Origin of the sequence: uncultured Aquimarina sp., from assembly GCF_947500065.1 — a bacterium.
GTDB lineage: Bacteria > Bacteroidota > Bacteroidia > Flavobacteriales > Flavobacteriaceae > Aquimarina.
Window position 1 is genome coordinate 228965 of the sequence record NZ_CANMQT010000002.1, and the last position, 22299, is coordinate 251263.

The 22299-nt window shown below is 34.3% G+C and carries 16 protein-coding genes; 3 read left to right on the forward strand and 13 right to left on the reverse strand.

What is annotated here, in order from left to right:
* Positions 1-4: 4 nt before the first annotated feature.
* The 5 genes from Q0975_RS06585 to Q0975_RS06605 all read right to left on the reverse strand — a co-directional run bounded on the left by Q0975_RS06585 (position 5) and on the right by Q0975_RS06605 (position 8497).
* Positions 5-1363 carry a TolC family protein gene (locus tag Q0975_RS06585; protein WP_299434604.1) on the reverse strand — a complete coding sequence of 453 codons (1359 nt, stop codon included), beginning with the start codon at positions 1361-1363 and terminating at the stop codon, positions 5-7.
* Positions 1347-4559, reverse strand: a complete 3213-nt coding sequence (locus tag Q0975_RS06590; RefSeq protein ID WP_299434606.1) for an efflux RND transporter permease subunit — start codon at positions 4557-4559, stop codon at positions 1347-1349. Before Q0975_RS06590 ends, Q0975_RS06585 begins: the two co-directional genes overlap by 17 nt.
* A 2-nt stretch (positions 4560-4561) precedes the next feature.
* Positions 4562-5728 (reverse strand): HlyD family efflux transporter periplasmic adaptor subunit, encoded by a 1167-nt coding sequence (locus Q0975_RS06595; protein WP_299434608.1) that lies wholly within the window; start codon positions 5726-5728, stop codon positions 4562-4564.
* 170 nt (positions 5729-5898) lie between these two features.
* Complete coding sequence (locus Q0975_RS06600; protein ID WP_299434610.1) at positions 5899-6354, reverse strand: MarR family winged helix-turn-helix transcriptional regulator; 456 nt, start codon at positions 6352-6354, stop codon at positions 5899-5901.
* A gap of 226 nt (positions 6355-6580) precedes the next feature.
* The gene (locus tag Q0975_RS06605; protein WP_299434612.1) at positions 6581-8497 is read right to left on the reverse strand and encodes an ABC-F family ATP-binding cassette domain-containing protein; all 1917 of its coding nucleotides are present in this window, start codon (positions 8495-8497) and stop codon (positions 6581-6583) included.
* 56 nt (positions 8498-8553) lie between these two features.
* Between Q0975_RS06605 and Q0975_RS06610 the strand changes: the two genes are divergently transcribed.
* Positions 8554-8940 (forward strand): DUF983 domain-containing protein, encoded by a 387-nt coding sequence (locus Q0975_RS06610; protein ID WP_299434614.1) that lies wholly within the window; start codon positions 8554-8556, stop codon positions 8938-8940.
* On the opposite strand, the gene Q0975_RS06615 is transcribed toward Q0975_RS06610, so the two are convergent.
* From Q0975_RS06615 to Q0975_RS06650, 8 genes are all read right to left on the reverse strand, one after another.
* Positions 8932-9978 carry an FAD-dependent oxidoreductase gene (locus Q0975_RS06615; RefSeq protein ID WP_299434616.1) on the reverse strand — a complete coding sequence of 349 codons (1047 nt, stop codon included), beginning with the start codon at positions 9976-9978 and terminating at the stop codon, positions 8932-8934. The genes Q0975_RS06610 and Q0975_RS06615 overlap by 9 nt on opposite strands.
* Positions 9979-10047: 69 nt before the next feature.
* Positions 10048-10938, reverse strand: a complete 891-nt coding sequence (gene gldN, locus Q0975_RS06620) for a gliding motility protein GldN (RefSeq protein ID WP_299434618.1) — start codon at positions 10936-10938, stop codon at positions 10048-10050.
* A gap of 15 nt (positions 10939-10953) precedes the next feature.
* Positions 10954-12501 (reverse strand): gliding motility protein GldM, encoded by a 1548-nt coding sequence (gene gldM / locus Q0975_RS06625; RefSeq protein WP_299434620.1) that lies wholly within the window; start codon positions 12499-12501, stop codon positions 10954-10956.
* 42 nt (positions 12502-12543) lie between these two features.
* On the reverse strand, positions 12544-13170 hold the full coding sequence (gene gldL, locus Q0975_RS06630; protein ID WP_299434621.1) for a gliding motility protein GldL: 627 nt from the start codon (positions 13168-13170) through the stop codon (positions 12544-12546).
* Between the two features lie 93 nt (positions 13171-13263).
* Positions 13264-14637, reverse strand: a complete 1374-nt coding sequence (gene gldK / locus Q0975_RS06635) for a gliding motility lipoprotein GldK (RefSeq protein WP_299434622.1) — start codon at positions 14635-14637, stop codon at positions 13264-13266.
* A gap of 110 nt (positions 14638-14747) precedes the next feature.
* Positions 14748-15911 (reverse strand): formimidoylglutamase, encoded by a 1164-nt coding sequence (locus Q0975_RS06640; protein ID WP_299434623.1) that lies wholly within the window; start codon positions 15909-15911, stop codon positions 14748-14750.
* A 9-nt stretch (positions 15912-15920) separates the two neighbouring features.
* The gene (topA, locus tag Q0975_RS06645; protein WP_299434624.1) at positions 15921-18422 is read right to left on the reverse strand and encodes a type I DNA topoisomerase; all 2502 of its coding nucleotides are present in this window, start codon (positions 18420-18422) and stop codon (positions 15921-15923) included.
* Positions 18423-18620: 198 nt separating this feature from the next.
* The gene (locus tag Q0975_RS06650) at positions 18621-19403 is read right to left on the reverse strand and encodes a hypothetical protein (protein ID WP_299434625.1); all 783 of its coding nucleotides are present in this window, start codon (positions 19401-19403) and stop codon (positions 18621-18623) included.
* Positions 19404-19541: 138 nt separating this feature from the next.
* Between Q0975_RS06650 and miaB the strand changes: the two genes are divergently transcribed.
* The gene (gene miaB, locus Q0975_RS06655; RefSeq protein WP_299434626.1) at positions 19542-20987 is read left to right on the forward strand and encodes a tRNA (N6-isopentenyl adenosine(37)-C2)-methylthiotransferase MiaB; all 1446 of its coding nucleotides are present in this window, start codon (positions 19542-19544) and stop codon (positions 20985-20987) included.
* 36 nt (positions 20988-21023) lie between these two features.
* A complete protein-coding gene (locus Q0975_RS06660; protein ID WP_299434627.1) occupies positions 21024-22286 on the forward strand; it encodes a sigma-54 dependent transcriptional regulator in 1263 nt (420 codons plus the stop codon).
* Positions 22287-22299: the final 13 nt, after the last annotated feature.

The following is a 22299-nucleotide window of genomic DNA, read 5'->3' on the forward strand; positions in this document are numbered from 1 at the left end:
TAAACTAAAAATCAATATTCAGTAACTGTCCAGTCAGTTGCAACAATTGCAGCTCCGCTAACTTAGCATCGTATTTCGCTAATGTCTTATTGGTTTTTGCCAGTATTAGGTTAATCTGAGCTTGCCTGAATTCTATAGAGGTAATCTGACCAAGGTTAAATCGTTCTTTAGAACGCTCAAAATTATTTTGGTTCGTCAGAACATTTTGCTGTTGTATCTCGTAAACTTTTAAGCGATTCTCATAATTCCCTAAAGCATTAGCGATATCTCTTTTTACTTGTTGTGCTACCTGAATTTTTACCAATTCCTGATTATCCAATGCAATTTTCGCATTCTTCACTCTTGTGATCGTACCGCCACCATCAAAAAGGTTCCAGCTTAAACTAAGTCCACCTGCCAAGGTGTATGTGTCGGCAACATTTCCTGGAAAAAATGCTGAAGGTGGATTCCTGTTTTCGTTCCATCCATATGATCCGGTTAAGCCAATAGTTGGTAAATAACCTGATTTACTAACCTTCACATCATAATCACTGATTCGAATATTACTTTCATTTTGCAATAAAGTAACATTATTTTCAATTGATTTTTCGATATAACTATCTATTTCAAGTCTTGAAATAAAGTTAACAATAGTATCTACGGCAAATTGTTTTTCAAGTTCGTTATCTACAATGATATTTAGGTCACGTTTGGTATTAATAAGCTGTTGCCTTGTATTTAATAAATTAATGCTATCATTGGCTACATCTACTTCTGCATTTAATACATTTAGTTTTGTGTTTTGTCCATACTCAAATTGATAAGTTGATCTGGTAACACGTTCTTTAGAAATCCGCAGTGTCTCTTCAAGAACTAATTCATTTTCTGTGAGTCTAGCGACCTCATAATACACCGTAAACAACTGTAACAACGTATTCTCAATAGTTTCTCTAGCCTGTAGTCCTGTTAAGTTATATTGCTCTTTTAATCTTTTATAATTATAAAATCGTCCCAAACCATCAAACAAGGTATAATTGAGATTAAGCGAAGCATTATATCTTTGTGTTTCAGCGCCTTCTATTTCAATATCTTCTCTTGGTAAACCTGTGTCTGGATTAATCGCACCTGGAAATGAAGTAGTAGAAGATGCATCCTGATAATTTGCCCCCGCATTAGCTGCTAGTGTAGGAAGATATCCTGAGTTTAATAATCCTTTATTATTTTTTGCTGTTTCAATATTATTCGTGGCTATTAGAATTCCGTAATTGTTTTCTAATGTCAATCTAATAGCCTCTTGTTTTGTTAATTTTTGGGCAAAAGCGTTACCGCTAGCCAGAAACAAAAACAAGAGTAAACTCGTAATGTATCTATGCTTGTAATTCATGTTCTTCTTTTTGTTCTTTTATAGCGCGTTCTACTTCTTCCTTAGTAATTTTGTTCCCCGTTACTAACCACTTGGTTCCTACTTTTACCTTATTACTAAATGATAAAAACAGTGGTAATACTAATAAGGTTAGTACCGTAGCAAAACCTATCCCATATGCGATTGAAATTGCCATAGGGATCAGAAATTTTGCCTGGCGACTCTCTTCAAAAATTAAAGGAGCTAGTCCTGCTATTGTAGTTAATGAGGTAAGAAAAATTGCTCTAAAACGAGATTTTCCCGCTTCATAAATAGCATTATCAAAGGTCATTCCTGATCGCAGGTTACTGTTAAACCTACCTATAAGGACCAAACCGTCGTTTACCATAATACCTATAAGCGCAATAATTCCTAATAGTGATAAAATATTAATAGGAAATCCATGTATCCAATGACCAAATGCAACCGCAGGAAGACTCAGTGGAATCAGAAGTAATAGTAATAATGGTTGACTATAGCTTCTAAATGTAAATGCTATGGTAATATATATTAATGCTAACGCAGTAAGACCTACAGGACCTAGAGAACCAAGAAACTTACCAGCTTCTCTATTCTGGCCTTCATATGAAGGTGTCACAGTAGGATATTTTGCTATTATTTCTGGCAAAATCACCGTACGAATCTCATCTAAAACATCGGTAGAACTTGTAGTTTCCGGATCTTTTAGGTCTGCAGAAATCTGAACCTCTCTTCTACCATCAAGATGATTTACCGCTACATCACCACGTTCTATTGTATAATCAACGATTTCACTTATTGGTATTCGTTCTCCAGCAGCAGTAGAAATTCTCATATTATCCAGATCTAAAATAGAAGATCTGTTTTCTCTGTCGTAACGAACCCAAACACGTATTTCATCTTGACCTCTTTGAAAACGTTGTGCTTGTACTCCAAAGAATCCTCCTCTTACTTGTGCCATTACATCTCTTAAGTTAAGACCAAGTGCATAGGCATTTTCCTTAAGTTCCAACCGAATCTCCTTTATCCCTGCAGGATCATTATCTGCAACATCCTTAAGTCTAGAATCATTTTCCAGAACGGTCTTAAATTCTTGTTTTGCCGCTTTTAACTCTTTTATATTACTTCCTAATAGAGAAACAGAAACCGGACTTCCTCCAAAATTCCCTCCAGATCCAAAAATTAATCGTTCTGCCCCAAAAACAGGCCCTACTTTTTCACGTATGCGGTTTGCAACCAAACCAGAGTTTACAGCATTAGGTCGCTCCTGACCAGGTAACATATTAATTCTTAAGGAAGCATTAGACGATGAAGTGACGCTTCTGATAATATTTTCGAATAGTTGCTTACCTTCATAGTCCTCCCCTTTTAAAAACTCTTCGTTTAGTTCCTTATTTACGATCCAGGCTTTTTCTTCTATCATTGAAATAATAGAATCTGTTATCTTTTCATTGGTTCCATTAGGCATTCCTAAATCTATCGATATCACATCACTGGCAATACGAGGGAAAAATGCAGTTCTTACAATTCCTCCACCAATACTTCCTACTGTAAAAATGAGTATAACTACGAAAATAGAAAAGGTGAAGAATTTATTTTTTAGTGCAAAATTAAGAGAAGGGCTATATAAATTATCACGCAGCCATCGCATAATTCGATCTCCAATTGTATTGATATGTCTAAGCTTAGAAAACAACTTTGCTATACCTTTTTTAGGCTTTGTATCTTCGGCTCTTAATGCCTTAGAATGTGCTAAATGCGCCGGAAGAATAATCAATGCCTCTACCAATGAAACGGTAAGTGTAAGAATCACGATTACGGATACTTCTCCAAAAAAGTCACCTATTCGCCCATCTAAAAACAAGAATATCCCAAAAGCTAATATTGTAGTTATTATAGCAGATACTATTGCAGGGATTACCTCCATTGTTCCATCAATCGCTGCCTGAATAGGAGTTTTACCTTTTTCGGAATGTTGATAAATATTTTCTGCTATTACAATACCATCATCTACTAAAATACCGATAACAATAATCATCCCGAAAAGGGATAGCACATTAATTGTAACATCAAAATATCCTGCAAACATAAACATCCCTAAAAATGCAATCGGTAAGCCAAATGCCACCCAAAATGCTAATCGGGTATTAAGGAATATGGACAAGAATATAAGTACCAATATCATCCCAATAATTGCATTTTCTGTAAGCAACGCAGTACGCTGTACTAAAGTTATAGATCGATCACTAATAACATTAAGCTGTACATTATTGTATTTCTCATTAAATTCAGAAATGTATTCTTTTGTTTTTTCTGCTGAAGAAATTAAATCCTCGGTATTCGTACTGGTTATTTGAATATTAACTGACAGATCTCCATTAAAATATGACGCGTTGGGTGATTCCGAAAACCTATCACGAATTTCTGCAACATCTTTTAGCCTAATTGTACGACCAGATGCATCTGCTCGTATGATTAAATTAGCAAGTTCATTGGCATAATATGATCTATTATTTGCTCGAATTAGATATTCCTCTGCATTTGTTTTAATAGTCCCTCCTGTTGTTAAAATATTAGCCTGACTTACTGCTTGCGCAACTTCATTAAAGCTAAGGCTATATGCAAGTAAATTATTTTCATTTACTGCTATTTCAATCTCTTCATCAGGATATCCACTAATCGTAATCTGAGAAATTCCCGGTATAGCTCTAAGGTCATTTTCGATCTGTCTGGCAATTTGTTTTAATGTAGTTAGCGGTATTTCATTACCACTAACTGAAAAATTAATGGTCTGCCGTATCGCTTCTTGTTTGGATACAACAATAGGTTCCATTCCTGTGGGAAACGTAGGTACTCTATCTACTGCATTTTTGACTTCGAGTAGCATAAAATCAATGTCTTTCCCTTTTTCGATTTCAACATTAATACTACCACTGTTTTCTCTGGAGGTTGAAGTTACACGCTCTACACCTGCTAACCCTTTAAGATTATCTTCTACCTTAAGAATAATTCCTTCTTCTACCTCTAATGGTGAAGCACCAGGATAAACAGCACTTATACTTATGTTTTTAGAATCTGTAAGCGGAAAAAATGATGACTTAAGTGAAATTGCACCAAAGACTCCAAATACTATAAAAGCAATTACAATTACATCTACAGCAACATGGTATCTAATAAAATAAGAAATGATCTTACGCATAATTACTGTTTTGAATTAGTACTACTTACATTGCCATCAGAAGCCGAAGGTTTTCTTCCTTTACTTTGATATATTTTCACCAACATCCCTGCATAGGCTCCTGGCACAGGCTTGTTTACAATAACATCTCCATCAGGAACACCGGTCAGAATAACCTTCTTATCAGAAAAATAAACAGGCATTACATCAATCATATCTAAAATACTATCTCTAACCACAAAAATCTTATCTCCTTCTTGAAGCAAATTGCGATCAATTTCTATAGCGTTCTCAGCTTTTCTAGCATCCAGACTTGCCTCTAGATACATTCCTTCTTTAAGTGATGAATCCTTGACTTCAATAAAAGTAGTAATCGTTTGTGTCGCTTGATCTACTCTTCCGTTTATGCGCGTTACGGTACCTGTATATTTCTTAGAGTTATTAAGATCTGAAAGCGCTACAGACTCCCCTATCTTTAACAAATCTGAATATTCTTTTCCTATGGCCACTTCAATTTCATAAACACTGGTGTCTATGAATTCTCCAAGCTTTTGCCCTTGACGAATTAATGTTCCTTCAGTTACTAATGCTTCTGTTAATACTCCAGAAAAGGGTGCAGAAATAATATACTTAGATAACCGCTGTTCTAAATTTTTTACATTATAATATGTTGTGTAAATGTTTCTACCAGTAATAAAATACTTTTCTTTTTCGGAGGTAGTTTCTGGTAGTTCTGGTGTTACCTTATTAATATCAAAATTAGAAAGATAACTTTGCCATTTATTGAATATCTCTGGATAATCCAACCGTAAATCAGGCATAATTGAAGTAATTAAATTATATAAATTACTTTTAGCCGATTGTACAGAAGCATAATATTCTGAAGCATCAATTCTGATTAAGGTTTGTCCTTTTTGATATGGCTGGCCTGTTTTAAATAATCTGGAACCTCCTCTGAACACCCCTTGTACTTCGGAAAACAGCTCTAACCTTCTTTTTGCAGTCAGATTACCATTCGCTGTAATCTTAATGGGTACCGTACCATTTTTAATGGTATCTACAAAAACCGTTTTAATCACCTTGACAGATTTCGGTTTAACCCGAGCTTTACTATCAATAAGTTTTTTAGCACCAAATATAGCTCCAGCAATAAGTAATAATCCAAGTATAGAAAGTATTACATTTCTCATAGACAATAGTTTGTTTAAACTTTAAATGTAAAAAGTCGCACAAATCTATCAACAACAGAGCTCTCTTGCAGTTAAAAAACTCACAAAAAGTCATTCAACCATTTACGAATCTATCAAAACAAAAAAAACATCTACTTGGTAGATGTTTTAGTCGATAAAAATCGTGATTATTATTCTGCAATATTTGCAATTTTCGTTTTAATCTTTTTAAGTGTGTTAATCAAGTTTTCAATTTCCTCATTACTAAGACTTTCTTGCACAGCAGGCACAAGATCATACATGATTGGTGTTACCTTCTTTATCACTTCTTTTCCGTGATCAGTAAGAAAAATTCTGTTTACTCTTCTATCATTCTCATCACTTTTTCTAACTACAAGGTCTTTACTTTCCATAGTATTTACCAACCTAGTCATAGAAGTTTTATCTCTATGAGTAATAAAAGCCAAATCATTTTGTGGTTGCCCATCATTTACTTTTAGACGCTTAAGAACACTCCATTGTTCCTTGGATAAATCCAATCCGTTTTCACTAAAAGCTTTCTGAACTAAAAACCCAAAATCATAATGAATCTTTCCAATCCAGGATAGTGCATGTGCATTTAAATCGATGACTTTTGTATCATTCATACATTGTATAATTTAATTTACAGGTACAAAAATATCTATAAATATTCAGTTGTACCTTGTTACTAACGATAAAAATCATTCTGAAGTATACGATTTATTTCATCTTAACATTTAAGTAATATACTCTAATTCAAGGATCTTTAAAAAAAGGCAAGCTGCAATAAAAGACTCATAATTTATACCACATTTTTTGAGTAATTTTTGAATATTCTCTCCAAAACAAGGCTTAAGATAATGTATCTAATTCTTCTTGTAAAATTTCCCAATTCTCCATCAAAGAACCCAATTCGTCTTTTTTTGCTTGATATTTATCAAAAAAATCAGGTTCGGCTATCGTTTGATCGTAATTGATAGCTAGTTCTACATCTATTTCTTTGATTTCTCTTTCTAATTTATTAATCTTTGACTCAATATTACTTAACTTATTATTAAGTGATTTCAGCTTTTTCTGATTTTCATAAGTCTGTTTTGCTGTTTCTTTGGTATCCGAAGCAGATTTTATTTGTTTATCTTTCTTTTCTATATCTCTTAGATTATCCACCCTTCGTTGTTCCAAGTAATAATCTATATCTCCAAGATACTCTTTAATCTTTCTATTCTTAAACTCATACACTGTATTGGTCAATCCTTGTAGAAAATCTCTATCGTGCGATACCAAAATCAAGGTCCCTTCAAAGCTTTTCAAGGCTTCTTTTAGAATGTTTTTTGACTTAATATCCAGGTGATTTGTTGGTTCATCCATAACCAATACATTAAAAGGCTCTAAAAGCATTTTACACAAGGCTAATCGATTACGTTCGCCTCCAGAAAGAACTTTTACCTTTTTATCTACTTCATCTCCCCTAAACAAGAATGCACCTAACATATCCCTAACTTTACTTCGGGTTTTTTCGTTTGCAGCATTGATCATTGTATCATGAATCGTGATCTCCCCATCCAAATATTCTGATTGATTCTGTGCAAAATATCCTATCTGCACGTTATGACCAAGTTTCAGATTACCGGTATGAGATATTTCATCAATTATAATCTTAGCTAATGTAGATTTCCCTTGTCCATTCTGCCCTACAAACGCTGTTTTAGAACCTCGTTCTACCAATAAGTTGATATTGCTTAAAATCTCTTTCTCTCCATAATTCTTACCAACTTTCTCTGCTTCAATTACAACCTTTCCCGGCTGTACACTTATTGGAAAACTAATATTCATTACAGCGTTATCATCCTCATCTACCTCAATACGCTCTACCTTGTCTAATTTTTTGATTAATGATTGTGCCATGGAAGCTTTGGTAGCTTTTGCTCTAAATTTTTCGATCAACTTTTCGGTTTGCTCGATTTGTTTGGATTGGTTTTTTTGAGCTGCAAGTTGTTGATCCCTTATTTCCTTACGAAGCACCAAATATTTAGAATACGGTTTATTATAATCATAAATCCGTCCTAGGGATATTTCAATCGTTCTATTAGTAACATTATCCAGAAACATTTTATCGTGAGAAACGATAACCACAACTCCAGTATAGTTCTTTAAAAAACTCTCTAACCATATTATAGATTCAATATCCAAATGGTTTGTTGGCTCATCTAATAAAAGAACATCGTTATTCTGTAGTAATAATTTTGCAAGTTCTATTCTCATACGCCAACCTCCAGAAAAGGTATCAGTAAGCTTATCAAAATCTTCTCTAACAAATCCCAGCCCTTGTAATACTCGTTCTGTTTCTCCTTGATAGTTATATCCACCAAGAATCTCATATTGATGTGTATGATCGCTTAAATCGGTTATTAGTTGATTATAACTATCACTTTCATAATCAGTACGTTCTGCAAGTTGAGCATTAATCTCATCAATTTCTCTCTCTATCTTTTTGATTTCGATAAAGGCTTCATATGATTCTTCCAAAACCGTTCGACCTAAAACAAAATCTATATCCTGCTTTAGAAAACCGATTTTCAACTCTTTATCCATAGCAATCTGACCTGAATCTGGTTCTTGTTCTTTGGATAAAATCTTAAGCATGGTTGACTTTCCTGCTCCATTCTTTCCCACGAGTCCAACTCGATCTCCCGCATTTAACCTAAAGGCTATTTCTTCGAAAAGATATTCTCCTCCAAACGAAATTGAAAGGTTGTGTATGTTTAACATTAGCTTTTGAATATTTTGTGCAAAGATGACTAATTTTGTGATAGAATAAAAGTACTATGAACTTCTTAAAAGGAACTAAAATATATAGCATCCTTACTGGCACATGCCCCGTTTGTCAAAATGAAAGTATGTACGAGGGATCTAATCCCTATAAATTAAGTAAAACATTAAAAATGCAAGAGCGATGCGGGCATTGCGAAACCAAATATAAGATCGAACCTTCTTTTTTTTATGGAGCTATGTACGTTAGTTATCCAGTAGGCATAGCCTTTGCAGTATCAGCATTTTTGATTGGTCACTATATCCTTAAATTAAATTTAGTAGCTACTTTTTTACTAATTGCCGGAACAATGATAGTTTGCTTACCAATTATCTTAAGGTTATCCAGGAATATTTGGATCAACTTCTTTATGCACTATAGTAAAAAGAAAAATCTATCTTAGATGTTCGAAACGTTTTATATCAATTTCTTTATCTAAAATCGCTTCGTTTTCTATATAATTATAAAGTTTTTCTGACACAAAAGGTCCAATTAATATTCCCCGGCTTCCCAATCCATTTATAATATGAAGATTTCTATACTCCTTATGCGTCCCTATTAAGGGCCTTCTATCTCTTGTTGTTGGCCTAATTCCCGCAACCTGATCTACGACTTCATAATCCACTTTTAGAAAACGACTTAGCTTATTTTTCAACTGTTCTCTTGCTGATTTAGTAATATCTGCCGTCTTATCTTGATTATTATAGGTAGCTCCTACTTTATACAAATCATTACCTAGTGGGATAATAAAGATAGATGATTTAACAGCCTCCTTTAACTTCAATTCTTTGGACTTAATAATAATATACTCTCCTTTATTCCCATACAACGGCAAATAATTGAAAAAAGGATTATTTCTAACACCAAAACCTTCTGAGAAAATTATATTTCTAGCCTTTATACCCTTATAGACTAAAAAATCTGATTCAATTAATAATTCATCAAACAGAAAAGATTCTTTTATAAGATTGCCATGTTTTTCAATATTTTGAAGATAACAGGACAGCATCTTTTTAACATCTACTCTTCCCGTATGCTTTACTTTTCCATAATGAAAAGAGACATCTAATGCATCATTTTCATTTCGGATTAATTCTGAAGAAAGAAATCTATCCAAAATTGGTTTATCACAAGCTTCAAACCACAAATTTTGTTCTTCTACATCGTTAAACCTTCTCAATACTGGAAGCTCAAACACCAGAGATTCTCCAAGTTTATTTTCTATACGCTTATAAACAGATATCGCCAATTCCAATTGTTCTGAAGCGAGCCAAGCTGGAGTAAATCGCTTAAGAATTACCGGATTGTACAAACCTCCTGCAACTCTGGACGACTGTTCTGAATAATTCTCATATACGACATATGATTTATTATTACTCTCTAATTTATCGACAAAAGACAGTCCGGCTAATCCAAAACCAACAACTATATAATCTATCATAGGTTAAAAATAACAAAACGCCCAACAAGTTGTTGGGCGTTTAAATATTATATTAGAAACATCAGAAGTTTAGTAACTCCACATATCCATTTCAAAGTTTCTGATACTTTCTTTAATTCTTTCACTTTCGAGCAATTGCATTAAAGCATTGTCAATTATATAATCATTAACTTCACGGTCACCCTGAATGTTATCTTCTTTATATATGACAGAATTAAATCGCCTAGCATTAAGCACGTGATCATATGTAAATGGCATTGAAGTATTCTTCCTGTTAAATGCTTTCGCATTGTGAAGAATCTCTCTTACGTCCGGATACCAAACCCAGAATAACGGAACCATATCAGGCTCATCATCATTCAGAAAGTTTACATCTGGTGCTACAGGAGCAATACCAAGTAATCTATATCTTAATTCACCTTGACGTTTATCAAAATACCAATATCCTCTAATTTGATATTCAGAAATATCAGCTGCACCGATTGTAGTAACCTCTATATACTGAGGATCTACAGGCTCACCAGCATTAAACTGCTCATATCCTAAATCTAAGGTATCGATTTTAGACAAAGTACCATCAAGATCACCTAAAGTTCGTGTTTCTGTAAAATATGAATCTGCATAAATCTTTTGGATTTTACCATTTTTAACATTTGAAAGCAAAACATCATACAATGCACGTCTATCAGCTCCTATGTTTACAGTATCTATTGGATAATATAACGGGAAATTAATACGCTCATCAAGATCAATAGTCTCCCAAGTAGTCTTAGCCCATAATACATCACGTTTGTCAACATAACCATATTCTAATGGACGATCATTATCGGCTTCAATCTGTTCGATTGTCTTCTTTCCGATATCTTCCGGACTACCAGCATTCAATATGTTAGCCTGACCAAACGAAAACAACGTCACGAAAAGGCCAAAAACGGTTAATAACAAATTTTTCAAATTCATAATCATTAGTTTATTTTAGTTCGTTAACTCAACGAGAACCGCAGATATTTTCTTTAACTTATATCCTGCATTGGTTTTTAACTGTGCTTTGATATCTATAACCTGAACCGTAGATCCACGCTTAGCTTTTCTTAGTGCAGATTTTGCTCTTGAATCTAGTCTACGCCCTCTAACATTAATAGTTGGCTGACCTTCTACCTTAAATTTAAAGCTTGTTACATCTAATTTAATATCAAAATCAAAATCCGGAAGTATTGCTCCAATAGAAGCCTTATCTAAACCACTTTTAGACATTTTAATACTACCATCTTCACCTCTTACAGTACCTACTGGTCTAGGAATGTCTTTAATTCTGAATTTCTTACTATCACTTACTGTAGCACCATTTGGAAGTTTACCACTAACTTTAATGTTAACCTCTCTAGCCTTTACTGTTGTTACGTTCATCATATATTTGCCTGCACCACCCATTTTCCTAAGACCTGGAGCGCTAGCATTTACAGAAGGAACACCAGGAATAGAGATTGTCATTGGATTCTGAACCCCTCTATATACCACATTCATTTTATCTGCAGAAATTACTGCTGAATTTGGTTTTGGAATTACTGCATATGAACTTTTGATCGGAATAGAAACAGTAGAATCACCTTCTTTAAACTGAAGTTCTCCTTTTACTTCTCTCTCACCAACATTTCCTGCAGGAAACTCCAACATAATTTGTCCGTTTTCTACTTTAGTCTGCTCTTTTCCATTTACAGTAACCGAAGTAGGTTTTAATGTTGCATCAAAACGTCCAAGAACTATTTTTCCTTTAAACTTCTCTCCGCTAAAGAAAGCCGTTTTGTCCGGAACAACAATTGCCTCATAATTACTAAACGAAAGTTCTGAAGCTTGCTGACCTGCTAATAAAGCTGATAACACTTTGCTTTCTGTTGTTTTAACATCAGCTTGCATTTGCGTTAACTTAGTCAAAGAGGCTACTAAAGGAAAACCTTCAAAATTATACTTCAACCAATCTACTTTTACTTTGTCTCTATTTTCAACATCGTCTGTAGAAAATGCTTTTTCAACATCATCAGCCACTTGACCATCTACTTCTTTTACAGAACGAATAGCAGCAACAACACCTTCTCTATACGTTTTCATTTTTTCAAGGAACTCAGAAGCAGTCGCTGTATTTTTACCACCTTCAAAGAATTTGCTATTCAACGCATCCGGCTTGTCCATTGTTTCATAGTCCGTAGGATCATCAGCCGTTTCAAGTAATTCTGATTTAATCTGCTCTACGTATGCATTAAAATCATTAGAAAAAGAACTAATTTGATCTGCCTTCTCCTTAAGTGGTGTATACTTTTCTGGTTGTTCTGAAGCCTTTTCTGCTAATCCAGCCATAAATGCTGAATTACGCTCAGTGGCAATTGTATTTGCTGAAGTAAGTTTTTCATTCATCAAACCGAAAGCCGATAGTACCTCTTTTGACATATTTAATGCCATCATTGCTATAAATACCAAGTACATCAGATTGATCATCTTCTGCCTTGGTGATAATTTTCCTCCTGCCATATTTCTATATTTTGGTAGTTATTTTTTAAATTAAGTTAAATACTAATTTCTGTTCATAGCACTTAACATACCACCATATACTCCATTAAGAGAAGATAAGTTACTTGATAAGCTCTTCATTTGCTCTTCAAGTGCTTTAGCATTATCAGCAATTGCAGCATTAGCTTCAGCTTGTTTTGCAGAAGATTCTAACTGTACTTTATACAGACTATTTAAAGATTCTAAATGAGTAGCTGCTGTAGCCATTTCCTCACTATATTTTTTAGTTCCCTGAATAGCATCTATACTTGGAGCGATACCCTTAGCAGCACCCTCAAAGTTACGAATACTATCTCCCAAACTATTCATTAAACTTGTATCTAATCTAGCCTCTTTCAGCATATCATCTAATTTCTTAGACAATAATCCTTCTGGAGTTTGATTTTCCTTTTTGTCCTTTTTGTTTCCTCCTGCTAATTCAGGGTACACAAGAGACCAATCTATTTCATCATCTACAGGTTCGAAAGCAGAAACAGTAAATACTAATGCCTCTGTAATTAGACCAATAATAAGCATCTCGTTTCCAAAAGGCCAGTGCATAATTTTAAATAATGCTCCAAGGATTACTACAGCCGCTCCGAGACCGTATACCATGTTCATTAATTTCTTGCTTGATTTTGAATTTGCCATAATAAATGTGTTTAGTTTTTTTAAATTTTTTTTAAATATTAAATTAAAAAAAGGTTAGTAATTAAGGTTGATAGATAAATTTTGGGACTTATTCTAATTCTGATTTTGGGTATTATCTTCTCCAGTAACGTCAGTACCCATATAATCCTGTACCGTTCTGAATCCAATATAACTTCTAGCTGAATCCGCATATTCGTAATCTCTTGTACTTACCTGTAGGAAGTAAGCAACATCTTTCCAAGATCCACCACGCACAACTTTTCGTTTGTTCTGATCATCATTAACATTTGGGTTCATTGATGATACATATTCATAGGCTGCAGGGTCATAAGAAGACTGCACCCATTCTGAAACATTACCAGCCATATTATAAAGATTATAATCATTAGGCTCAAATGTTTTTGCTTCTACTGTATATAAGAAGTTATCCGCAGCATAATTACCTCGTAAAGGCTTAAAATTAGCTAAGAAACAACCTCTATCGTTCAACGCATAAGGTCCACCCCAAGGGTACGTTCCTGATTCTAATCCACCTCTAGCTGCGTATTCCCACTCAGCTTCTGTAGGTAATCTAAAATAGTTTACAAACTCTTTATTACGTTTTTTCTGATAAGAATTCTTTTCGATAGTTCTCCAAGTACAAAAAGCTTTAGCTTGTTCCCAAGAAACTCCTACTACAGGATAATCATCATATGAACTATGCCAGAAATAATCATTATGCATAGGTTCATTATACGAATAGTTAAAATCTTTAATCCAAACAGTAGTATCTGGATATACTTCAATCACTGTTTCTTTAACAAAATCTTTTCTTCTTCCTTTTTTTGCACGAGCTGCAGCTTGGATATCCATCCAAGTAAATCGGAATTTAAAATTTTGTACATCGAATGTTCGTCTACCATTATACGATTCTTCTAATGGCACATACAAAGAATCCATCACCTCTGTATAGAACTCATCAGGATAATCTTCAGTATCCCATTCGATATCTATGTCTTTATTAAGCTTTCTACCTTCATAGCCAGTTTCACCGGTTCCACTATAATTGTCATAGACATATTTCTCATATACAGACATATCTTCGGTATTCGCATCTAGAAACGCATACTCTCCAATACCATCATCTCCAGGAGTTTTTCCCATGTCATCAGCCATGATAGCCAATTTCATCCTAATGGTAGAATCGCGAACCCAACGAACAAATTGTCTGTATTCACTGTTAGTAACTTCAGTTTCGTCCATGTAGAAAGATCGAACGGTAACTGTCTTTGTCGGCGCATTAGCTAATGCAGCCTTGTCATCATCAGATTTACCCATAATAAATGATCCTCCGGGGATGAGGGCCATTCCGTAGGGTTTCTCCGGATGCCATTTTTTACCCTTTACTCCAACTAGTTCTCCGCGGTTTCCGCCACCACAACTATAGAGCATTGCTACAATAGCAAAGAGTGATACAAATTTCTTCATAACGTGTTTTAGGTTAAGATCTTTGAGATTTAAGGTCGTAAACCTATTTATTTATTTCCAGAAAAACAATTTTTTTCCAAAAAAAACCTTAAATCTCCCTAATAAAAATGTTAAACTTCGTTTTTTCGTTTTGCCTTATACCATCTTTCAGGTATTTCTTGATTACAAGCACGCTCATAATCGTTGTATGTGCAAGGTAATAACGTGTGTCTTTTCAATTTATTATTTCCAGATGAAATAAAAGGTATTTCTATCCACCATCTTTCTGTTTTATAACTTTTATAAAATGAAAGAACCTCATCTTCTATAGGCACATTATAATGAAGTGTTCCTGTTTGATTTTTGATATCCAATTCATTAGACCTATAATTAACTCCTTCAATAAAATACCAAAGTATTTGTGCTATTAAAAGAGCGGTTGTTTCTTCGTGTTTAAAATTTTTAAATTCATAAACACCAAAACTCTTTACCTTATCACTAATGCCAGCATACCTGGCTATCGCACAAATCTCTCTTCCATTAAAACCATTTGGGGAAGCATACTGATAATTCAGACAAGTAGAACTCATAGCACCAAGATCAATCGCTACAATATCTGCATCTCTCATTATTGGCTCCACAATTGTAACGTCTGATGTTACTTCTCCTAATCGATATGCATCAAAATATAATTTCTCGATCAAATCTATTTCCTCTTGCGAATTAAAATAAGTTTGATATCCTATATTACTATAATTAAAAAGATTATAAGGTTGTTCTACAATAATCTTACCCACAAAGGAGGTATTTGTTATGGGTTGTGAAGTATTTCCTAAATCAAATTTACTATCGACATTGACAAGATTAACCATTCTCTCCAAAATATCAAAAGCACGATATTGACCATACACAAGATCCTGACTTCCTCCAATAATCAAGGGTATAACATTTTTTTGAAGTAGTGTAGCGAGTATATCTTGCATTAAAAAATACGTATCGCTTACTTCTTCTCCTGGAATAATATCTCCAAGATCAACAATAGACGTATCCCAATTACCAGGAAACAAATCATATAGAGATTTACGTATAGCATCAAAATGAAGCCCTTCTCCTAGAAAATTAACATCATTTCTATTCTCTCTGACCCCTATAATTGCCACATCTACTTTGCTTAGATCTGGAACACCATAGTCGGATGTATGAATTTTAATTTGTTTTCCCAGTGATTGATCCGGAACCAATGCTGCATGCGCAGCCACTATTTCGCTGACTGGTGAAAGAAATTCTAAAGACATAATATTTACTTATTTCTTTTTAGTAGTCTTTTTTGTCGTTTTTTTCTTTGCAGCAGTCTTCTTCTTAGGAGCATTCTTCTCTATAAGATCTTTTACCTTTTCTAGAGTAAGCTTAGTAGCGTCAACAGTTTTAGGTAATTCTATTTTAACTTTACCTTTTATAATATTACTTCTACCCCATCTCGCTTTCTCTACTCTAATACCTTCTTCTTCCCAATTATGGATTACTTTATCAATCTCTTTCTGCTTCTTTTCTTCAATAAGCTGAACAATATCTTCATCCGAAAGATTATCAAAGTCATATTTTTTATTAACATTGATAAACATATTATTCCATTTGATAAATGGACCAAACCTACCTGTTCCTTTTTGCACTGGTAAATTTTCGTATGTATATATAGGAGCATCTGCTTTTTCTTTAGCATCAATAAGCTCAATTGCTCTTTCTAACGACGTATTTAAAGGATCTTCTCCTTTCTCAAGAGAAACAAATTTAGCTCCAAACTTTACGTATGGGCCGAAACGTCCATTATTTACAGTAATTATCTCTCCTTTATAATCACCAAGTTCTTTTGGCAATTGAAATAAATCCATTGCTTGCTCAAAAGTTATACTTCCTAATGTTTGCCCTGGCGCCAAACTAGCAAACCTTGGTTTATCTTCATCTTCTGCAGTACCAATTTGCACCATTGGACCAAATTTACCCAAACGAACACTTACCGGTTTCCCTGAATCTGGATCTTTTCCAAGAATTCTCTCTCCAACTTCTCGTTCTGCATTCTGAGAAACATCCTCCACTCTTGGATGAAATTCATCATAGAATTCTTTCATCACATTTGTCCAATCTTCTTGACCTTCTGCAATTTCATCAAAATCCTGCTCTACTTTAGCAGTGAAATTATAATCTAAGATAGAAGAGAAATGAGTTACCAAAAAGTCATTAACCACCATCCCGACATCGGTTGGAATTAATTTCCCTTTATCACTTCCTACTTTTTCTTTTAGACTTTTCTCCTTAATAGCATCTCCAGAAAGTGTTATCTGAACATACCCTCTTTCTTCTCCTTCTTTAGAGCCTTTCTCTACATAATTTCTATTCTGAATCGTAGAAATTGTCGGTGCATAAGTAGACGGACGACCAATACCTAATTCCTCTAACTTTTTAACCAAAGCTGCTTCAGAATATCGACTTGGCGGTCTCGTAAACCTCTCTGTAGCAGAAATAAAATTATTAAACAAATTCTCACTAACCTTCATTGCAGGTAAGATTCCGCTTTGCTCTTCATCTTCATCATCATTCCCCTCCAGATACACTTTTAGAAAACCTTCAAATTTTATTACCTCTCCGTTAGCGACAAATTGTTCTTTATGTGAATTAGCCCCTATTTTAACATTGGTTCTTTCTAGTTTAGCATCACTCATTTGCGAAGCAATTGCTCTTTTCCAGATTAATTCATACAAACGTTGTTGATCGTAATCAGCAGGAACCGTATGCCTTGAAAAATCCGTTGGTCTTATCGCTTCGTGAGCTTCTTGAGCTCCTTTAGCTTTACCTTTATATTGTTTTGGATTACTATACTCCTCTCCATATGCAGAAATAATTTCCGATTTTGCACTGTTTTGAGCTTCTGTAGATAGGTTTACACTATCTGTTCTCATATATGTAATCAATCCTGCCTCATACAAGCGCTGCGCCATCGTCATTGTTTTACTAACAGAGAAATACAATTTTCTTGATGCCTCTTGCTGTAATGTAGATGTTGTAAATGGCGGAGCAGGTGATTTTTTTGCCGGTTTAGTAGTAAGATCTGCTACCTGAAAGCCAGCTCCCAGATTCTTCTTTAAAAACGCTTCAGCCTCTTCTTTCGTTTTAAAGTTCTTAGGCAATTTAGCCTTAAAAGACTTACCATTTTCATTTGCAAATTCTGCATCAATCCTATAAGAAGCTACTGGTGAGAAACCAAGTATTTCACGCTCCCTTTCTACTATCAAACGAACGGATACAGATTGCACTCTACCTGCAGACAACCCTCCTTTTACTTTTCTCCATAAAACAGGAGATAACTCATAACCCACTAATCTATCTAAAACTCGTCTGGCTTGTTGCGCATTTACCAAATTATAATCGATACTTCTTGGATTCTCAATTGCTTTAAGAATTGCTTTTTTAGTAATCTCATGAAAAACAATTCTTCGCGTTTTATCTTTATCTAGTTTTAACTCCTCCGCTAAATGCCAAGCAATAGCTTCTCCCTCTCGATCCTCATCACTAGCTAGCCATACCATCTCAGCTTTCTTAGAAAGATCTTTCAGCTTTTTCACTACATCTTTCTTGTCCTTAGAAACGATATATTTAGGTTTAAAACCTTCTTCAACATCTACCCCAAGTTCCTTTGCTGGCAAATCTGCAATATGTCCAAAACTAGAAGCTACTTTATAGTCTTTTCCTAGAAACTTTTCTATTGTTTTTGCCTTAGCTGGTGACTCCACAATCACTAAATTCTTAGCCATAATCCTTTTTTTTCATCTGTTGATAATTAATGTTTATTAGTTGACAGATGGAATCGCCAATAAACATTTTCAGTTGGTAGTAACCTGGCCTTGATGGCTTATTTCTGGGAACAAAAGTATATCAATTTTTTGAGATCAAAATTTTTTCTCAAAAATTATACTAAAAAAACCTGCAAATCAGCAGGTTTCATTTTAATTTTATTCGACAATCACATTCCAGCTTTCCGATTTGTCATTATTTCCGAAACCAATAGTGTCTTTATACATATAATATACAGGTAAGTAAACAAAAGAAGCTGTAAAAAACACTCCTACAAAACATAATATCATACCGACAAGTTGCGCTAATATGGAAGAAATAAAAATTAAACCAAAAGCTATTAACCAAATCTTATTTCCTAATTTAAAACTTGCTTTAATCAAATCCGAAGTACTTACATCTGGATTAAAAGCAAAAATAACACCTAGTAACTGCAACGGCACCATCACATAAAAAATCGGAAGATAACACAGCAAAGTAGCTAATAAGGCAATACCAAAGGTTGCTATGGCCAGTGTAAAGATTTTTCCCAAATATTTCCCTTTAAAAAACATAAAATAACTTGTCGTTTCTGGAAGTTGCATGTCCACCTGCTTACAAACTCTATAAAAATGAGCCATAATACCCATTTGAAATGCGGAAGCTATCATTGAGATTATAATCACCAATACCACAAACAAAATAGTCATACCTATAGACAACTCTTCTTGATGATATCCATAATCTCCGTAATTACTTTCTAAACCCGCCATTCCAGCAATCGCAAATATTGGTATATACATCACAAAAATTAACGGAATAATAATCACCATAGAAATCAGCAAATGAATAAACCCCTGCAACCAGATTTTCTTGAAAAGCTCAATACTTTTATTAAAAATATTTCCAAAATCTATAGGATTACTATTTTCTATTTTTTCGAAGAGTTGATTAGCATTCATACACAGGATTGATTTAGTTGATTAGTTTTCTCAAATATAAATATTTAAACAAATATAACTCTGCCACTTTGTCATATATGTTTTTAAAGAGTATCTTTGCACACTATTTGAGTTGAATAGGCTAGGATATTATTATACATGGAGAAGATTATTGACGAAAACATTCAGGGACAATCACTGTCTCTAGATAAAAAAGAAGGAAACACTCGAAAGCTTTTTATCGAAAGTTACGGATGTCAAATGAATTTTAGCGACAGTGAAATTGTAGCTTCAATTTTAGCTAAAGAAGGATTTAATACTACTCAAAAACTTGAAGATGCGGATCTCGTTTTAGTAAATACATGTTCTATTCGTGAAAAAGCAGAATTAACCGTAAGAAAACGTCTTGAAAAATATAATGCCGTAAAAAGAATCAATCCTAAAATGAAAGTCGGTGTTCTTGGTTGCATGGCAGAACGCTTAAAAAGTAAATTTCTAGAAGAAGAGAAAATCGTAGATCTTGTGGTAGGACCAGATGCCTATAAAGATCTTCCTAATTTGATAGAAGAGGTTGATGCAGGACGTAATGCTGTAAATGTAGTTTTATCCAAAGAAGAAACCTATGGAGATATCTCTCCAGTTCGTCTACAGAGTAATGGAGTCTCTGCTTTTGTTTCTATCACAAGAGGTTGTGATAATATGTGTACTTTTTGTGTAGTACCCTTTACTAGAGGAAGAGAACGAAGTCGTGACCCGCAAAGTATTATACAAGAAATAGACGATCTGGTAAAAAATAATTTCAAAGAAATTACACTACTCGGTCAAAATGTAGATAGCTATCTATGGTATGGTGGCGGTCTAAAAAAAGATTTTGACAAGGCCAGTGATTTACAAAAAGCTACTGCCACTGATTTTTCAAAGCTTTTGGACTTAGTAGCAGATAAATATCCTAAGCTACGTATACGTTTCTCCACATCAAACCCTCAGGATATGACACTAGATGTGATTGAGGTAATGGCCAGACATAAAAACATTTGCAAACACATTCACTTACCTATACAAAGTGGTAGTGATCGTATTCTTAAAGAAATGAATCGCTTACATACCCGTCAGGAATACATTGAATTGGTGGACAACATCAAACGTATCATTCCGGATTGCTCCATTACTCAGGATATGATTATTGGATTCCCAACTGAAACAGAAGAAGACCATCAGGATACATTGTCTTTATTAGAACGCATAAAATACGAGCATGGCTATATGTATGCTTATTCTGAAAGACCTGGAACGCTGGCTGAAAGAAAACTAGAAGATGATGTTCCGGAAGAAGTTAAAAAAAGAAGGCTTGCCGAAGTAATTGCATTACAACGTAAACATTGTGCGTACAGACATGAATCCTATATTGGGCAAACTTTTGAAGTTTTAATTGAAAAAGAATCTAAGAAATCTGATCAGCATTGGAGCGGAAGAACGACAAAAAACATAGTTGCCATTTTTCCAAAAAGAAACTATAAAATAGGAGATTTTGTCAGGGTACGGATCGATGAATGCACAAGTGCCACTCTACTAGGAGAAGCCGTTGGATATTCTGACAATAATTAATTCAACATAGAAAACAGATTAATACAGCTCTATTAAATGGAATCAGTTCAAGCCACAAAACAAAGATTCGGAATTATAGGAAATGATCCTAAACTAAACCGTTCTATAGAAAAAGCTATTCAGGTAGCTCCTACAGATATCTCAGTTCTGGTTACCGGAGAAAGTGGTGTCGGAAAGGAAAGTATTCCTAAAATTATTCATTCGTTATCACATCGTAAACACGGTAAATACATTGCGGTGAATTGCGGAGCTATACCAGAAGGAACTATAGATAGTGAATTATTTGGTCACGAAAAAGGAGCGTTTACTGGTGCTACCTCCACAAGAAGTGGATATTTTGAAGTAGCTGATGGCGGAACGATATTTCTTGATGAAGTAGGAGAATTGCCTTTAACAACACAGGTTAGACTTCTAAGAGTTTTGGAAAATGGAGAATTTATTAAAGTAGGATCTTCAAAAGTGCAAAAAACAGATGTGCGCATTGTAGCTGCAACCAACGTTAACCTGTTTGAAGCTATCAAAAAAGAAAAATTTAGAGAAGATCTCTACTACCGTCTAAGCACTGTAGAAATTCTACTACCGCCATTACGGGATCGCAAACAAGACATACACTTGTTATTCAGAAAGTTTGCTTCCGACTTTGCTATAAAATATAAAATGCCAACTATTAGATTAGAAGAAGATGCCACTCATTTATTAGAAAAATATCGTTGGAGTGGTAATATCAGGCAATTACGCAACATTGCTGAACAAATATCAGTCCTTGAACAAAACAGAACCATATCAGCTAATACCTTAAGAGGATATTTACCTAATATAGGTAGTAATTTACCAGCTGTAATTTCTTCTGATAAAAAAGATAGTGATTTTAGCAATGAGAGAGAGATTTTATACAAAGTGCTTTTTGATATGAAAAATGATCTTAATGATCTCAAAAAGTTGACAATGGAATTGATGCAGAGCGGAAACTCGCAGCAAGTGCAGAAAGAAAACGAGGGGTTAATCAGAAAGATCTACAGTGATGACAAAGAGGAAGAAGAAATTCCTTTTGAAGAGCCTTCTGCTCCAGCAACTGAAGTGTTACAAATAGCTTCTCCTGAAATATCTAAAAAAGAGGATGACAAGTATCATTTTGCTGAAGAAATTGAAGAAGAAGAAACATTATCATTACACGATAAAGAACTAGAATTAATAAAAAAATCTTTGGAACGTCATCGCGGTAAAAGAAAAGCTGCAGCAGAAGAATTAGGAATTAGTGAACGAACTTTATATAGGAAAATTAAACAATACGATCTCTAAATAGATTTGAGCA

Coding starts and splice junctions, on each gene's coding strand:
- Q0975_RS06650 (WP_299434625.1), bottom strand. CDS start 19,403: ATGAATGCTAATCAACTCTTCGAAAAAATAGAAAATAGTAATCCTATA.
- Q0975_RS06605 (WP_299434612.1), bottom strand. CDS start 8,497: ATGTTAAACATACACAACCTTTCAATTTCGTTTGGAGGAGAATATCTT.
- Q0975_RS06585 (WP_299434604.1), bottom strand. CDS start 1,363: ATGAATTACAAGCATAGATACATTACGAGTTTACTCTTGTTTTTGTTT.
- Q0975_RS06590 (WP_299434606.1), bottom strand. CDS start 4,559: ATGCGTAAGATCATTTCTTATTTTATTAGATACCATGTTGCTGTAGAT.
- Q0975_RS06615 (WP_299434616.1), bottom strand. CDS start 9,978: ATGATAGATTATATAGTTGTTGGTTTTGGATTAGCCGGACTGTCTTTT.
- Q0975_RS06600 (WP_299434610.1), bottom strand. CDS start 6,354: ATGAATGATACAAAAGTCATCGATTTAAATGCACATGCACTATCCTGG.
- Q0975_RS06660 (WP_299434627.1), top strand. CDS start 21,024: ATGGAATCAGTTCAAGCCACAAAACAAAGATTCGGAATTATAGGAAAT.
- Q0975_RS06595 (WP_299434608.1), bottom strand. CDS start 5,728: ATGAGAAATGTAATACTTTCTATACTTGGATTATTACTTATTGCTGGA.
- gldK (WP_299434622.1), bottom strand. CDS start 14,637: ATGAAGAAATTTGTATCACTCTTTGCTATTGTAGCAATGCTCTATAGT.
- topA (WP_299434624.1), bottom strand. CDS start 18,422: ATGGCTAAGAATTTAGTGATTGTGGAGTCACCAGCTAAGGCAAAAACA.
- Q0975_RS06640 (WP_299434623.1), bottom strand. CDS start 15,911: ATGTCTTTAGAATTTCTTTCACCAGTCAGCGAAATAGTGGCTGCGCAT.
- gldN (WP_299434618.1), bottom strand. CDS start 10,938: ATGAATTTGAAAAATTTGTTATTAACCGTTTTTGGCCTTTTCGTGACG.
- gldM (WP_299434620.1), bottom strand. CDS start 12,501: ATGGCAGGAGGAAAATTATCACCAAGGCAGAAGATGATCAATCTGATG.
- Q0975_RS06610 (WP_299434614.1), top strand. CDS start 8,554: ATGAACTTCTTAAAAGGAACTAAAATATATAGCATCCTTACTGGCACA.
- miaB (WP_299434626.1), top strand. CDS start 19,542: ATGGAGAAGATTATTGACGAAAACATTCAGGGACAATCACTGTCTCTA.
- gldL (WP_299434621.1), bottom strand. CDS start 13,170: ATGGCAAATTCAAAATCAAGCAAGAAATTAATGAACATGGTATACGGT.